This window comes from Lacticaseibacillus sp. 53-4 (assembly GCF_016861805.1).
In the GTDB taxonomy this organism is placed as follows: Bacteria; Bacillota; Bacilli; order Lactobacillales; family Lactobacillaceae; genus Lacticaseibacillus.
On sequence record NZ_BOLT01000010.1, the window covers coordinates 14,236 to 28,499 of the forward strand.

15 protein-coding genes are annotated in these 14,264 nt (G+C 56.2%); 14 read left to right on the top strand and 1 reads right to left on the bottom strand.

Translation table 11 applies throughout. The features are described from left to right. Positions 1-114: 114 nt before the first annotated feature. The 3 genes from JUF21_RS05525 (at position 115) to manA (ending at position 3,062) form a co-directional block, all read left to right on the top strand. Positions 115-969 (top strand): VOC family protein, encoded by an 855-nt coding sequence (locus JUF21_RS05525; protein WP_203663398.1) that lies wholly within the window; start codon positions 115-117, stop codon positions 967-969. A gap of 69 nt (positions 970-1,038) precedes the next feature. Next, on the top strand, positions 1,039-2,022 hold the full coding sequence (locus JUF21_RS05530) for a serine hydrolase (protein WP_203623133.1): 984 nt from the start codon (positions 1,039-1,041) through the stop codon (positions 2,020-2,022). 68 nt (positions 2,023-2,090) lie between these two features. Continuing rightward, entirely contained in the window at positions 2,091-3,062 is a 972-nt protein-coding gene (gene manA, locus JUF21_RS05535; RefSeq protein WP_203623132.1) for a mannose-6-phosphate isomerase, class I, read from the top strand. Positions 3,063-3,142: 80 nt separating this feature from the next. Here manA and JUF21_RS05540 read toward each other — a convergent pair whose 3' ends face one another. After that, positions 3,143-4,501, bottom strand: a complete 1,359-nt coding sequence (locus JUF21_RS05540) for a Mur ligase family protein (protein WP_203623131.1) — start codon at positions 4,499-4,501, stop codon at positions 3,143-3,145. A gap of 154 nt (positions 4,502-4,655) precedes the next feature. On the opposite strand from JUF21_RS05540, the gene JUF21_RS05545 reads away from it, so the two are divergent. The 11 genes from JUF21_RS05545 to atpA all read left to right on the top strand — a co-directional run bounded on the left by JUF21_RS05545 (position 4,656) and on the right by atpA (position 14,259). After that, positions 4,656-5,237, top strand: coding sequence for a thymidine kinase (locus JUF21_RS05545; protein WP_125756719.1), 582 nt, complete (start codon positions 4,656-4,658; stop codon positions 5,235-5,237). 35 nt (positions 5,238-5,272) lie between these two features. Then, positions 5,273-6,352, top strand: coding sequence for a peptide chain release factor 1 (gene prfA, locus JUF21_RS05550; RefSeq protein ID WP_203623130.1), 1,080 nt, complete (start codon positions 5,273-5,275; stop codon positions 6,350-6,352). After that, positions 6,345-7,175, top strand: a complete 831-nt coding sequence (prmC, locus tag JUF21_RS05555; protein WP_203663407.1) for a peptide chain release factor N(5)-glutamine methyltransferase — start codon at positions 6,345-6,347, stop codon at positions 7,173-7,175. Before prfA ends, prmC begins: the two co-directional genes overlap by 8 nt. 22 nt (positions 7,176-7,197) lie before the next feature. After that, on the top strand, positions 7,198-8,217 hold the full coding sequence (locus JUF21_RS05560) for an L-threonylcarbamoyladenylate synthase (RefSeq protein WP_203663416.1): 1,020 nt from the start codon (positions 7,198-7,200) through the stop codon (positions 8,215-8,217). Positions 8,218-8,388: 171 nt separating this feature from the next. Next, entirely contained in the window at positions 8,389-9,621 is a 1,233-nt protein-coding gene (gene glyA, locus JUF21_RS05565) for a serine hydroxymethyltransferase (protein ID WP_125756727.1), read from the top strand. Between the two features lie 117 nt (positions 9,622-9,738). Beyond that, positions 9,739-10,368, top strand: coding sequence for a uracil phosphoribosyltransferase (gene upp, locus JUF21_RS05570; RefSeq protein ID WP_125756729.1), 630 nt, complete (start codon positions 9,739-9,741; stop codon positions 10,366-10,368). Positions 10,369-10,719: 351 nt separating this feature from the next. Beyond that, positions 10,720-11,442, top strand: a complete 723-nt coding sequence (gene atpB / locus JUF21_RS05575; protein WP_125756731.1) for a F0F1 ATP synthase subunit A — start codon at positions 10,720-10,722, stop codon at positions 11,440-11,442. A 14-nt stretch (positions 11,443-11,456) separates the two neighbouring features. Next, on the top strand, positions 11,457-11,669 hold the full coding sequence (atpE, locus tag JUF21_RS05580; protein ID WP_125585618.1) for a F0F1 ATP synthase subunit C: 213 nt from the start codon (positions 11,457-11,459) through the stop codon (positions 11,667-11,669). Between the two features lie 33 nt (positions 11,670-11,702). Further along, complete coding sequence (gene atpF / locus JUF21_RS05585) at positions 11,703-12,194, top strand: F0F1 ATP synthase subunit B (protein ID WP_125756733.1); 492 nt, start codon at positions 11,703-11,705, stop codon at positions 12,192-12,194. Then, the gene (atpH, locus tag JUF21_RS05590; RefSeq protein ID WP_125756735.1) at positions 12,181-12,726 is read left to right on the top strand and encodes an ATP synthase F1 subunit delta; all 546 of its coding nucleotides are present in this window, start codon (positions 12,181-12,183) and stop codon (positions 12,724-12,726) included. The genes atpF and atpH overlap by 14 nt, the downstream gene beginning before the upstream one ends. 18 nt (positions 12,727-12,744) lie before the next feature. Continuing rightward, positions 12,745-14,259, top strand: coding sequence for a F0F1 ATP synthase subunit alpha (gene atpA / locus JUF21_RS05595; RefSeq protein WP_125756737.1), 1,515 nt, complete (start codon positions 12,745-12,747; stop codon positions 14,257-14,259). Positions 14,260-14,264 lie beyond the last annotated feature (5 nt).

Here is a 14,264-nt window from a genome sequence, read left to right on the forward strand (position 1 = left end):
CTCCCACCAAGCGGCTTGTTCGCTTGGTGGGAGTTTTTTTGCTGCGAGTCAAAATCCGTGCCCTTTTTGGCAAACTCGCTTATGCTATAAACCAAATCGGCAGGAGGTGAGCAGATGACACAGATGATGCTGAATCCCTCGTCGCGTATTGGCTTTGTGGCGCTGCGAGTGCACGATCTGAGCGTGATGCGGACGTGGTACGTGAAAATGTTGGGCCTGGAGATCTTGCAGGACGGCCGCCACCAGGTGCTGCTGGGGCTTCAGGCCAATCATCGGGTGCTGTTACTGCTGGAAGACGGCGGCACCATGGCGAGTAAGCCGACTGCGGGCCTCAGTGCCTTTGCGCTGTCTGTGCCGACGCTGCCGGTGGTGCTCAAGCAAGTGGCGTGGCTTAAGGCCCAGGGCGTGCCGGTCAGCGGGTGGTTTAAAACGGGCTTTAGCCGCGGCGTGCGGTTGACTGATCCGGAAGGGACCGGGGTCATTCTTGAGTACGATGAAGGGCCGCGCCTGGTGGTTGGGCACGGGTACAATTTTACAGACGCGGCGGGCAAGCCCATGCCCTCGCCCCGTTTGCCAAAGCCGCCTGCGCGCGCCCCAATTTTGCCGCCGCCGACGTTCATCGGGCGGCTGGTGGTGGAAACGCCGGTGCTGGATGAAACGGTCGATCATGTCCAACACACGCTGGGGTTTATCTTGCAACAGAAAACGGCCAGCTGGGCTTATCTGACGATTGGCGACAACACCATGCATTTTGGCATTGAGGTCATCAAACGCGCGATTGGACCAAGGCCGGCCAAGGCTGTCGGGGCCCATTATGTCAGTGTGATCATTCCTAATCACAGCATGATGAATCTGCTTAAGCTCAACCTTCAAACACGCGGGTGGACGGATTTCAAGTACGATGCCGTCAATGATTACCTGATGATTGATGGCCCGAATCACCTGACGCTCTGGTTTTCAATCGCGTGACGACAGTCGACCAACACTGGTCGGCTTTTTGTTAGGCGCGGTATACTAGGGCGTATTGGAGGCGGACTGATGGATGTAATGAAGGCAGTATCGGCAATTATTGAAGAGCAAACCGCTCCAGGGGTGAGCGCCGCATGGCTGCATAGCGGCGTTCAGACTTTGATGGTGGCAGGCGAGGCCACCTGGGTCCCGGCTCCCACCCCGCTGAAGTCGGGCGCACTCTATGACCTGGCGTCTTTGACCAAGGTGATTGGCACCACGACAGTCTTTTTGCAGGCGGTAGACGAAGGACGAGTCGCCGTTGATGACCCAATCCGGCGGTATCTGCCCGAATTTCACCAGCCGACGACCTTCCGGCAGGCGCTCACGCACACCTCGGGGCTAGAAGGTTACATCCCGCACCGCGATGAGCTTGCGCCCAAGGCCCTGCGCCAGGCGCTGATCTCGCAACTGAAGGTGACGACCGAATGCGATCGAGAGGTCGTTTATCGTGATGTGAACTTGCTTTTAGTCGGCTGGGCGCTGGAAAATATTTACCAGGCGCCGATCCAGCCGCTGATTCAGCAGCGCGTGCTGACCCCACTGGGGCTGACAGGTGCGACCTTCAGCCCCGAACCCAGCCGCTGCGTGCCGACGACTTATTCTCCTGAGGCCGGCTTGCGCCAAGGCCTCGTGCACGATCCCAAAGCCGCGATTCTCCGCGAGCACAGCGGTTCAGCGGGCCTGTTTGCCAGCCTGGATGACTTGATCCGGTTCAGCGAATTTGCGCTTGGCCAGCGTCAAAGTGCCGCCTGGCCGCGCGCGTTTGCGACCATCTTGCAAGACGAGACTACCAATCACCTTGGCCGCAGTTTGGGCTGGGACCTGCGTGAGGACGCCGGCCATCGGCTTTGGCTGTACCACACCGGGTACACCGGCACGTTCTGGCTGATTCAGCCGCAGCTAAAAGAGGCGCTGATTGTGTTGGCCAACCGGGTGCACCCACAGCCCAACTTGGCGTTTTTGACCCTGCGCGACGAATTAGTTGCGAATTTCATGGCGGCGCATTCATGACACTGGCCGCTGTGTTAAACTGGATTCGATAAATGCATTGATAGAAATGTAATGGGGAGGAAATTTCATTGACGGAACCAATTTTTCTAGAACCCGTATTTCACGAAAAGATCTGGGGCGGGCGCAAGCTTGAAACCGAGTTTGGCTACAAGATCCCAGACGGCAAGATCGGCGAGCTGTGGGCCATTTCAGCGCATCCGAACGGCCCTGACGTGATCGCTAACGGCCCGCTGAAGGGTAAGACCCTCGACGTCGCGTGGAAAGAAGACCAGGACTACTTTGGCCATCAAAAGGCCAAGGTCTTCCCGCTGCTGACGAAGATCCTGGATGCCAACGACAGCCTGTCGGTCCAAGTCCACCCGGATGACGCCTACGCTGCCGCGCACGAGCGCCCAGGTGAGCTCGGCAAGACGGAATGCTGGTACGTCATTTCTGCCGAACCAGGCTCGTACCTGATTTACGGCCACCACGCCAAGACCCGCGAAGAGCTCGCCGACATGATCCACAAGGGCGAGTGGGACAAACTTTTGCGCAAGGTGCCAGTCAAAACCGGCGACTTTGTCTACGTTCCAAGCGGCACCATTCACGCGCTGAACAAGGGCATCATGGTGCTGGAGACGCAGCAGAGCTCAGACACCACCTACCGTCTGTACGATTACGACCGCGTGGGCAAGGATGGCAAGAAGCGCGAACTGCACTTGCAGCAGAGCATTGACACCACCACCGTACCGAGCCAGGATCCGAAGCTCAACATCACCAGTGAGCAGAAGGATGACGCGACAATCACCACGTTTGTCACCGCACCAATCTCCAAGTTCTTCTCCGTTTACAAGATCGACTTGGATGGCAAGCTGACCCAGACCCCAACGGCGCCTTACACCCTGGTTTCCGTGCTGGACGGCGAAGGGACGATCGAAGCGGATGGTCAGTCCTACCCGATCAAGAAGGGCACCCACTTCATCATTCCCAACCAGATCAAGTCTTGGACCTTTACCGGCAAGATGATGATGATCACTTCCACCCCGGGCGAAGAAGAATAATTGTCGCCTAAAAAGCCTCGCTGTCAGTGCGTTCCGAGTTTCGGAAGCACGCTGGCAGCGGGGCTTTTGAGTGTTAACAGTTAGAAGCCTGCTTTGATCAAGCCGGCCTGGCTGAATTTTTCTCGCATCTGCAAGACCGCCGTGTAGGTGGCGAGCAGGTAGATTTGGTCTTCCTGGACGTTTTTCAGGTAGGCGATGACGTCATCCAAGTTGGGCTTGGTGGTCAAGACCGCCGGGTCAACGCCTGCCACCTGCATGCGGAAGGCGATGTCCTTGTAGCGCTCGCCGCCGACCATGTAAGAGGTGGCCAGACCGCTTTGAACCAGCTGCTCCAAGTTGCCATCCCAGATCCAGGAGGTGTCCGTGCCGTCTGCGTAATTGGCATTGAGCAGCATGGCGAAGGCAAACGGCTGATTTTGCCGCTGGATCATGCTCAGGACTTCGTTGAGTCCGACCGGATTTTTAACCAAGATCAAGGTGACGTTCTTTTGGCCAATCTTGATCTGTTCCTGGCGGCCGAAGACTTTTTCGTCGTAGCTGAAGGCCTTGGCGATCTGCTCAGGGGTGATGCCGAACTCCGCGCCCACTGCATAGGCGGCTAGGGCGTTGTAAATGTTGTAGGTCCCGCCAACCGACAAGCGGTAGGGGTGGCCGTCGATTTCAAACTTTGAGGCCGTCGGGGTCTGCTCGGTGACCGCGGTGACTTGGTGATTCAGCACTGGCCGCTTGAAGCCGCAGTTCGGGCAGAAGAAGCTGCCCAGGTTCGAGTAGGTGATGCCATGGTAGTGCAAAATGTGCTCACACACCGGGCAGAGCACGCCGTCGGTATTGGCCGGGGCCTTGATGTCCTTTTCGGCGTCTTCTGCGAGCGCAAAGCCGTAGTAGCGCAGCGGATTTTCCAGCTCCCGTGAGGAAAAAATAGGCGCGTCCCCGTTGGCGATGACCAGCGCCTTGGGGTTGGCTTTCACGCCGCGCAGAATCTTGGCGTAGGTGGTGTAAAACTCACCGTAGCGGTCCATCTGATCGCGGAAGATGTTGGTCATGACGAAGGCCTTCGGGTGCAGGTAGCGGGCGACCGGTGCCACGTTGGCCTCGTCGACTTCGAGGACGGCAATTTTGTGCTTGGCGTTAGGCTTTTCTTTGTGGGCAAAGTAGGCGCCAATGATCCCTTGCAGCATGTTTGAGCCGGTGGGATTGGTCAAAATGTCGTCGTACTGCTGGGCAAGCACTTTGACGATCAGCGCGGTGGTCAGGGTTTTCCCGTTAGTGCCGGTGACGATGATGGTGTCGCGGTCCTGGCCCAAACTGGCGAGCACGTCCGGGTCGATTTTGGTCGCGAGCTTGCCCGGGTAGGCAGAGCCGCCGTGGCGGAACTTGTGCAGGTACCAGTAGCTCAGGCGCCCGGCCGCGATCGCGAATTGGCTTTTTAAAGATGGCATGTCGAAGGCCTCTCTCTTTTAGTTTTGCAGCTACTATCATAGCATAGCCGCCCCGCGATTCTGCCTGGGACCATGTTATTATGGTAAAGATTCCGTTATACTGGATAAGGTGAATTTTAAGCGGCAGGGTGTTTTCCTGCCTAGGGAGGCCCTTATGGCACAATTGTTTTTCCGCTATGGTGCGATGAACTCAGGCAAAAGCATTGAGATCTTAAAAGTCGCGCATAACTACGAGGAGCAGCACAAGAACGTCATCATCTTGACCTCTGCGGTGGACGACCGCTCAGGCGTCGGCATTATCTCCAGCCGCATCGGGTTGGAGCGGCCGGCCAAGGCCATCGACGATGACACGAACATTTTCGACCTCGTGTCCAAGCTCGATCCGCATGCTTACTGTGTGCTGATCGACGAGGCGCAGTTTCTGAAGAAGCACCACGTCTTTGAGTGCGCACGAGTCGTTGACGAGCTGCACATTCCAGTGATGGCATTTGGGCTGAAGAATGATTTTCGCAACGAACTGTTCGAGGGGTCAAAGTATCTGCTGACCTACGCGGATAAAATCGAGGAAATGAAAACCATCTGCTGGTTCTGCGCCAAAAAGGCGACTATGAACCTGCGGGTGCATGCCGGCAAGCCGGTGTACGAAGGCGAGCAGATCATGATCGGCGGTAATGAGGCTTATTTTCCGGTTTGCCGGCACCACTACTACTTCCCGCCGGAAAAGCTGAAAGCCTAGACCAGGCGTCGTGGTCATTTTAATGGAGGAATTTTATGGATAAGATTTTTACCCAGTTAGACGGGCTGATTGGCCGCTATGAGGAGCTGGAAGAACTGCTTTCCGACCCGGCGGTTATCAATGACACCAAGCGCTACCTTGAGCTTTCCAAAGAGGAAGGCGGGATGCGCGACGTGGTGGCCGCCTACAAGAAATACAAACAAGTGAAGCAGGACATCAGCGAAAGCGAGGAAGTGCTGCGGGAAAGCAAGGATGAGGACCTCACCGAGCTGGCCAAAGAGGATCTGAATGACCTTAACCCTCAGTTGGAGCAGCTTGAACAAGAAATCAAGACGCTGATGCTGCCGAAGGACCCTAATGACGATAAGAACATCATCATGGAAATTCGCGGCGCGGCCGGCGGCGATGAAGCCAGCCTGTTTGCGGGCGATTTGTTGTCCATGTACATGAAGTACGCCGAGCGCCAGGGCTGGACCACCGAGATCATCGACGAAAACCCCACGGAAGTTGGCGGCTACAAAGAAGTGTCCGTCCTGATTCAGGGGCAAAACGTGTATTCTAAGCTGAAGTACGAAAACGGGGCGCACCGCGTGCAGCGCGTGCCCGTGACCGAAAGCGCTGGCCGGGTCCACACGTCGACGGCGACGGTCGGGGTCATGCCCGAGTATGATGAGGTCGATCTGGAAATCGACCCCAAGGATATCCGCACCGACGTCTACCGCTCCAGTGGTGCCGGTGGTCAGCATATCAACAAAACCAGCTCAGCCGTGCGGATGACGCATTTGCCGACCGGGATTGTCGTGACCATGCAGGACCAGCGCAGCCAGCAGCAAAACCGCGTCAAAGCGATGCAGATCCTGCGCTCACGGGTTTACGACTACTACGAAAGCCAAAACGAAAGCGAGTACGCTGAAAAGCGCAAGACCGCTATCGGCTCCGGGGACCGTTCCGAACGCATCCGCACCTACAATTACCCGCAAAACCGGGTGACGGATCATCGCATTGGTCTCACGCTCAACAAGCTGGACCGGATCATGAACGGCGAACTCGATGAGATCATCGACGCACTGATCGTTCAAGATCAGACCAACAAGATGGAACAAATCGATGAGTAAAACATACGGGGAGGCGCTCAGGTGGGCGTCTTCTGTGCTTTCAGCCAAAGGCGTTGACCCGGATGGGGCGCGGTATGTGCTAGAAATGCGAGCTGATTTTACCCCCAGTCAGTTGCGGCTTCACGACCGGGATGAGCTGCCAGCCCCAGCCCTTGCCCAGTTTGAACAAGATGTCGCGCGGCTGGGGCGCAACGAGCCAGCGCAGTACATTGTTGGGGTGGCACCGTTTTACGGCGATCTGTTCAAGGTGACGCCGGCAGTGTTAATTCCGCGGTTTGAGACGGAAGAGTTGGTCGCGTGGGCGGCTGCGGACCAGAGGACGGCTCGCACTGGGCTGGATTTGGGTACCGGTTCCGGAGCTATCGGCCTCACGCTGGCCAAGCAGCTGCCGCACACCGCGATGACGCTTAGCGACGTTTCCGCCGCTGCGCTTGCGGTGGCCAATGAAAATGCGGCCAGGCTGGCTCGGCGCGTGCAGTTTGTTCAAAGTGATTTATTTTTATCCTTGCCTCAGCGGTTTGATTTCGTGATCAGCAATCTGCCATACATTAGTCGGGCGGAGACGCCAGTGATGGATCAAAGCACGCTGAAGTACGAGCCGGCCTTGGCGTTATTCGCCGATGATGATGGGCTGGCACTGTTTCAGCGGTTTGCCGAGCAGATCGAGGCACACGTGACGCCAGGGGGTGCCGCTTACCTTGAGTTCGGCTATCGTCAGCAGCCCGCACTTGCACAGCTGTTTAGCGAGCGGCTGCCGCATGTGCAGGCGACGTTTAAACACGACATGGCAGGGCAGCCGCGGATGGTGAAGCTTCAATTCTAATTGGGTTTAAAGGAGCACAACGATGGAAACCAAAGTATTTGAAAAAGATGAAGTGGCGCAGGCGGCAGCGTTAATTAAGGCCGGCGAAGTAGTCGCGTTTCCCACCGAAACGGTGTACGGGCTTGGCGCTGATGCGACCGATCCCAAGGCGGTGGAGAAAGTCTTTCAGGCCAAGCACCGCCCGGCGGACAACCCCTTGATTGTCACGGTAGCCGGGCCTGAAATGGTGGCGCAGTTTGCGACCATCACGCCAGCGGCCAAAAAGTTGATGGATGAGTTTTGGCCAGGGCCGCTGACCATCATCTTAAATATTTTGCCAGGCAAGTTGTCGATGGTCGTCACCGGCGGTTTGCAGACGGCCGCGTTTCGCATGCCAGCCAACCCGTTGACGCGCCAGATGATCACGCTTGCCGGCCGGCCAATCGTTGGCCCGTCAGCGAACATCTCTGGTAAGCCCAGTGGGACCCGCCCTGAACATGTCCTGCACGATTTTGACGGCGCAATCGCCGGGATCCTAGACGATGGGCCGACCACCGTGGGCGTTGAGTCGACCGTGATTGACATGACCGTGACCCCGCCGGCAATCCTGCGTCCGGGGAAAATCACTCCGGAGCTGCTGGCGCCGGTAATCGGTGAGGTGCAGTCCGACCACCACAAGGTCGGCGCCCAAGAGACCCCAAAGGCGCCAGGGATGAAGTACAAGCATTACGCACCGAGCGCCCAGGTCGTGATTGTGGACCATCCTGCCGATTTTCCCGCAGCGCTCAAGTGGGCACAGCGTCAAGGACAGCCGTTTGGCGTTCTGGCCACCGACGACCTGCTGACGGATGTCCCTTCTGCCGTGCCGACGTACAGTTTGGGGCGGGATGTCACCTCGGCGACGCACAACCTGTTTGCCGGTTTGCGGTGGTTTGACCTGCACCCGACGGTCACGGTCATCCTGGCCGAGGCGTTTGGTCAGGAGGGCCTGGGTACGGCGTACATGAACCGCTTGAACAAGTCGGCGGGCAACGACCATTTTGATCCGGATCAGCCAGCCTGAGTCTTCAGCCGCTACGTGCGGCTTTTTTGTTCGGAAATTTTGAGTGAAGGGACCATGAAAATTTCAAAAAAATCGGATTAAGGGTTGAGTCCCGAATGTTTACGCCGCTTCTAGGGGTTGGTATACTGGTCTTGACCAATCGCCGCAGTCGCCATAAGGAGGAGCCGCCACATGGATTTCAAACAGTATGACCCAGCCGTTTTCGGCGCGATTGAAAACGAGGAACGCCGCCAGCAGCAAAACATTGAGTTGATCGCCTCGGAAAACATTGTCAGTCCCGCGGTCCGCGCCGCGCAGGGCAGCGTGTTGACCAACAAATATTCCGAAGGGTACCCCAAGCACCGCTACTATGGCGGCAATCAGTACATCGATGAGATCGAGCAGCTGGCCATCGATCGCGCCAAGCAGCTGTTCGGTGCCGAGTATGCCAACGTGCAGCCGCATTCCGGCTCCGGCGCGAACATGGCCGTGTACCGCGCCTTTCTCAAGGATGGCGATAAGGTGCTGGCCATGGATCTGACCGATGGCGGGCACCTGACGCACGGCAGCCCGGTCAGCTTCTCGGGCCAGACCTATCACTTTTATCACTATGGCCTCGATCCGGAAACTGGTCGGCTGAACTATGACAAGATTCTTGAGCAGGCTGAAGCCGTGCAGCCGCGCCTGATTGTGGCTGGTGCCAGTGCCTACAGCCGGGCAATCGATTTTGCCAAGTTCCGCGATATCGCCGATCACGTTGGGGCCTTTTTGATGGTCGATATGGCACACATCGCGGGCCTGGTGGCCGGTGGGGCGCACATGAATCCGGTGCCTTACGCGGATGTGGTGACCACGACCACGCACAAGACGCTGCGCGGGCCGCGCGGCGGGATGATTCTTGCCAAGGCAGCGTACGGCAAGGCCATCAACTCCGCGGTCTTCCCGGGGATCCAGGGCGGACCGCTCGACCATGTGATTGCCGCCAAGGCGGTCGCTTTAGGCGAAGCCCTGCAGCCCGACTTCAAGAATTACGCCGCCCAAATTGTTAAAAACATGCAGGCGATGTGCAGGGGATTTGCTGAAGATTCCCGCCTGAAAATGATCTCTGGCGGCTCCGACAACCATATGGTGCTGCTGGATGTCACCGGGTACGGGATGACCGGCCGCGAGGTTCAGGATCTGCTGGATACGGTCATGATCACCGCAAATAAGAATCAGGTGCCTGGCGAGCAAAACGGCCCCTTCAAGACGTCCGGCCTGCGGGTTGGTACCGCGGCGATCACCACGCGCGGGTTTAACGAGGAGGATTGCCTTGAAGTGGCGCACCTCATCTCTAAGGCCCTTGCCAATCGGGATGATCAGGAAAAACTTGACCAGATTCGGCAATCTACCCTTGCGCTGACCGGTCGTCATCCTTTATCATAGGAAAGGTTACGGCGAAAGCCGGAAAGCAAGCGGAACCCGCTGTAATCACGACTCCCCGAGTCGTGATTTTTTTAGGCAAAGGCCGCATGCGCCACATCAAAAGGAGGGCCTTTCTGCATGGGCAAATTTACTGTTTTGAATCACCCGTTGATTCAACACAAGCTGACCTTGATCCGCGATAAGAACGCGGGGACCAAGGAGTTCCGAGAGATCGCAAACGAAATCGCTGAATTGATGGTTTACGAGATCACGCGTGACTTACCGCTGAAGGACGTTGAAATTGAAACCCCGATGGGCAAGACCACCCAAAAGGAACTGGCCGGCAAGAAGCTGGTCGTTGTGCCGATCCTGCGCGCTGGACTGGGCATGGTCGACGGCGTTTTGCGTCTGATCCCTGCCGCCAAAGTTGGGCACGTTGGGATGTACCGCGATGAGAAGACCCTGAAGCCGCACGAGTACTTCGTCAAGATGCCAGATGGCATTGACCAGCGTGACATGATCATTGTCGATCCGATGCTGGCCACTGGCGGTTCCGCCAACATGGCGATTGAAGCCTTGAAGAAGCGTGGCGCGCAAAGCATTCGCTTGGTTGTCCTGGTGGCGGCGCCTGAAGGGGTCAAAGCCGTTCAGGAAGCCAACCCAGACGTTGACATCTACGCGGCGGCGCTGGATGATCATCTGAACGAAGACGGCTACATCGTACCGGGGCTCGGTGATGCCGGTGACCGGTTGTTCGGAACAAAATAAGTTTTTCTAAAGGCGGCCAGCATTGCGGGTCGCCTTTTTGATGGGGCGGTTGGAAGAAACCGGCGGCCAGCCTGAAAAGTTTACCAAGTGGCACGAGCGGGCTTGAGCGACAGATTGGAAAATCTGGCAGACTTGAGACATGGCGGCGCTTTCCGTTTGAAAAAAATTATGAAAAACGGGTGTGAAAAGTTGTGAAAAGTGTCGTGTGTGTTTTGTTTTTTGGGGGTAAAGGTGATAGAGTAATCTGTGTGTTTTGAAGGATGAGTATCCGGCAATTCCACATATTAGGCCCGCCTAATCCGCATGCAGTTATACATACGTCTTTTTGCGAGTTGTAAGGAGGTGAATTCTGTGAACGAAAGCTATCCCATAGTGAGTTTCATGGGGCTGCGCTTTAACTTGGCGAATGACCTGGCAATTTTGGTTTCCTGTGTGATCATTTTCTTCCTGGTATTCTGGCTGGCCCGCAAGCCGACAATTCGGCCCAACGGTAGGCAGAACGCCCTGGAGTACCTGATCGATTTCACCAACGGTATCGTCAAGTCGGCGATGCCTGGTAAGGAAGGCAAGCGCTTCGGGTTATTCGCCTTCACCATGTTCTTGTTCGTGTTTGTGAACAACCAGCTCGGCCTGTTCTTTCAGGTCGATGTGGGCGGCAAGACATGGTTCCGGTCGGCGACTGCCGATCCCATCATCACCATGAGTTTGGCGATGGTCGTCTTGGTGCTTTCCCACTTCTTCGGGGTCGTGTTCAACGGCTTCAAGGGGTACATGAAAGAGTATGTTTCGCCGGTGTCATTCTTGCTGCCGATCAACCTGATCGAGAACATCACGAACTTTGTCACCTTGGCACTGCGACTTTATGGGAACATTTATGCCGGTGAAGTGTTACTTCTGTTGATTAGAGAGCTGGCCTTTTCTGGCCACGGCTTACTCGGCGGAGTGTCCTTTATTGGGGGCTTTGCAGTTGAAGTCATTTGGCAAGGGTTCTCAGTCTTCATTGGTACGATTCAAGCGTATATTTTTGTCACCTTGTCCACAGTTTACATTTCGGAAAAGGTTATATCTGATTAATAGGAGGAAATATCATGCAATACATCGCTGCATCTATCGCCGCGGGGCTCGCCGCACTGGCTGCTTCATACGGTAACGGTCAAGTTATCTCCAAGGCTCTGGAAGGGATGGCACGTCAGCCAGAAGCTTCTGGTACCCTTCGTTCCACCATGTTTATCGGTGTCGGCTTAATTGAAGCCGTTCCGATCATGTCGATCGTTGTTGCTTTCATGCTTGTCCTGAAGTAATCAGCACCAATTATAAAGAAGGGAGTGGCTTGAATGGCTACTTTTGGTGATACGCTCTTTCTTCTCGCCGCCTTCGCTGTTTTATTGGTGCTCGTTGGGATTTTTGCCTGGAACCCGGTCACGAAGATCATGGCCGAGCGTCAAGACAAGATCGACTCCGACCTGGATTACGCCGATAACAAACGCCAAGAGGCGCAGAAAATGGCGGACCAGCGCGAAGCCGAGCTGAAGAGCTCAAAGGAAGACGCTGTCAACATCGTCAATACCGCTAAGGAAAATGGCGAAAAACAGCGTGCCACACTCGTTGAACAGGCCCAAAGCGAAGTCGCAACCTTAAAGGCCAACGCGAACAAGGACATCGAGCAGCAACGTGCCGATGCCCTGGCCGCTGCCAAAAACGACGTCGCCGACCTGTCCTTGGCAATCGCTGAAAAGCTGATTGCCAAAGAGCTCGATCCCAGCACACAGCAGAACTTGATCGACCAGTACATCAACGAATTAGGTGACGCCAATGGCAGTCACTGATCGTGATGCGGCGCCGCGCTACGGCAAAGCCCTGTTCGAAGCCGCTCAGGACCAACAGGCTCTGAGTGCCGTTTCCGCGCAGCTGGCACAAGTCAACGCTGTGATCGAAGCAACGCCTGAGTTAATGCCGGCTTTGGCCAGCAATAACCTCACGCAAACGGATAAGACCACGTTGATGGGGCTGCTCACGCAAGACGCGGGCGACCTCGTCAAGCACTTGGTCCAAATCCTGATGGCAAACGGCCGTATTTTAGGTCTGCCGGCAGTGATTCAGGACTTCTCGGACCGTTTCGATGAGGCGACCGGGCATGTGGACGCGACAGTGACCACTGCCGTGCCGCTGACTGAGGCGCAAGCTCAGGCAATGAATCAAGCACTTGCAAAGCAACTGAAAGCCAAAACCGTGGGCATCACGACTGTCGTGGATCCCTCGGTGATCGGCGGCGTCAAGGTCCAGTCGAGCGATTTAGTGATCGACGGGACCGTGAAAACCCGGCTTTCGAAATTGCGGCAGCAACTGCTCACCAATTAGCGAATAGAGGTGAACCGGATGAGCACCAAGACAGAGGAAATTAGTTCTCTGATCAAGCAGCAACTTGAAAATTATAAAGATGATCTGAACGTGGATGAAGTTGGGACCGTTACCTACGTGGGTGATGGGATCGCACGTGCCACGGGGTTGAAGAACGCCATGGCCAGTGAATTGCTTCAGTTCAGCAACGGCTCATACGGGATGGCGCAAAACCTTGAAAATAATGATGTTGGTATCATTATTTTGGGGGATTTTGATGGTATTCGTGAAGGCGACACGGTCAAGCGGACCGGTCGCATCATGGAAGTCCCAGTCGGTGAGAACATGATCGGCCGCGTGGTCAATGCCTTAGGGCAGCCCGTCGACGGCAACGGTCCGATTCAAACCGAACACACCCGTCCCATTGAAGTGAAGGCTCCTGGCGTCATGCAGCGTCAGTCGGTTACGCAGCCCCTGCAGACTGGGCTCAAGGCGGTTGACGCCTTGGTCCCGATCGGCCGCGGCCAGCGTGAATTGATCATTGGCGATCGCAAGACTGGGAAAACCTCAATTGCGATCGACACGATCATCAATCAGAAGGATCAGGACATGATCTGTGTCTACGTCGCCATCGGCCAAAAAGAGTCGACGGTGCGTGCGCAGGTCGAGACCTTGAAGCAGTACGGGGCGATGGATTACACCATCGTTCTGACCGCGGGCCCGTCTGAGCCTGCCCCAATGCTTTACATTGCACCCTATGCCGGCGCGGCCATGGGCGAGGAGTTCATGTACAACGGCAAGCACGTGCTCATTGTGTACGATGACCTGTCAAAACAGGCCAACGCCTACCGTGAACTGTCCTTGCTGCTGCGGCGTGCACCAGGTCGTGAAGCCTACCCTGGGGATATTTTCTACACCCACTCACGCCTGCTTGAACGCGCGGCCAAGCTTTCCGATAAGTTGGGCGGCGGGTCGATGACGGCTTTGCCGATCATTGAAACGCAGGCCGGCGACATTTCGGCTTACATCCCGACCAACGTGATTTCGATCACCGATGGTCAGATCTTCCTGCAAAGCGATCTGTTCTACTCAGGTACTCGCCCGGCGGTTGACGCTGGGGCGTCGGTGTCCCGAGTCGGCGGCGATGCGCAGATCAAGGCGATGAAGAAGGTTGCCGGGACCTTGCGTTTGGACCTTGCGTCCTTCCGTGAGCTGGAAGCCTTCACCCAGTTCGGTTCTGACTTGGATGCGGCCACGCAGGCCAAGTTGAATCGCGGCCGGCGGACCGTTGAAGTCCTGAAGCAGCCGGTGCACAAGCCGCTGCCAGTCCAGTATCAGGTGCTGATCTTGTACGCCCTGACGCATGGTTACCTTGATGCCATTGCGATCGACGATATCTCGCAGTTCCAGCAGGAGCTGTTTGATTATGCCGATTCCAACGGCGCGGATCTGCTGAAGACCATCAAAGACACTGGCAATCTGCCAGATACTGACAAACTTGATGCACTCATCAAAGGCTTTGCTGATGGGTTCACCAGCAGCACCAAGAAATAAGGAGG

Bases quoted from the DNA above. Each gene is read 5' to 3' on its own strand.
- prmC (WP_203663407.1), top strand. From the start codon at position 6,345: ATGAGTAAAACATACGGGGAGGCGCTCAGGTGGGCGTCTTCTGTGCTT.
- upp (WP_125756729.1), top strand. From the start codon at position 9,739: ATGGGCAAATTTACTGTTTTGAATCACCCGTTGATTCAACACAAGCTG.
- atpH (WP_125756735.1), top strand. From the start codon at position 12,181: ATGGCAGTCACTGATCGTGATGCGGCGCCGCGCTACGGCAAAGCCCTG.
- JUF21_RS05525 (WP_203663398.1), top strand. From the start codon at position 115: ATGACACAGATGATGCTGAATCCCTCGTCGCGTATTGGCTTTGTGGCG.
- atpE (WP_125585618.1), top strand. From the start codon at position 11,457: ATGCAATACATCGCTGCATCTATCGCCGCGGGGCTCGCCGCACTGGCT.
- atpF (WP_125756733.1), top strand. From the start codon at position 11,703: ATGGCTACTTTTGGTGATACGCTCTTTCTTCTCGCCGCCTTCGCTGTT.
- JUF21_RS05545 (WP_125756719.1), top strand. From the start codon at position 4,656: ATGGCACAATTGTTTTTCCGCTATGGTGCGATGAACTCAGGCAAAAGC.
- JUF21_RS05540 (WP_203623131.1), bottom strand. From the start codon at position 4,501: ATGCCATCTTTAAAAAGCCAATTCGCGATCGCGGCCGGGCGCCTGAGC.
- JUF21_RS05530 (WP_203623133.1), top strand. From the start codon at position 1,039: ATGGATGTAATGAAGGCAGTATCGGCAATTATTGAAGAGCAAACCGCT.
- atpA (WP_125756737.1), top strand. From the start codon at position 12,745: ATGAGCACCAAGACAGAGGAAATTAGTTCTCTGATCAAGCAGCAACTT.
- glyA (WP_125756727.1), top strand. From the start codon at position 8,389: ATGGATTTCAAACAGTATGACCCAGCCGTTTTCGGCGCGATTGAAAAC.
- JUF21_RS05560 (WP_203663416.1), top strand. From the start codon at position 7,198: ATGGAAACCAAAGTATTTGAAAAAGATGAAGTGGCGCAGGCGGCAGCG.
- prfA (WP_203623130.1), top strand. From the start codon at position 5,273: ATGGATAAGATTTTTACCCAGTTAGACGGGCTGATTGGCCGCTATGAG.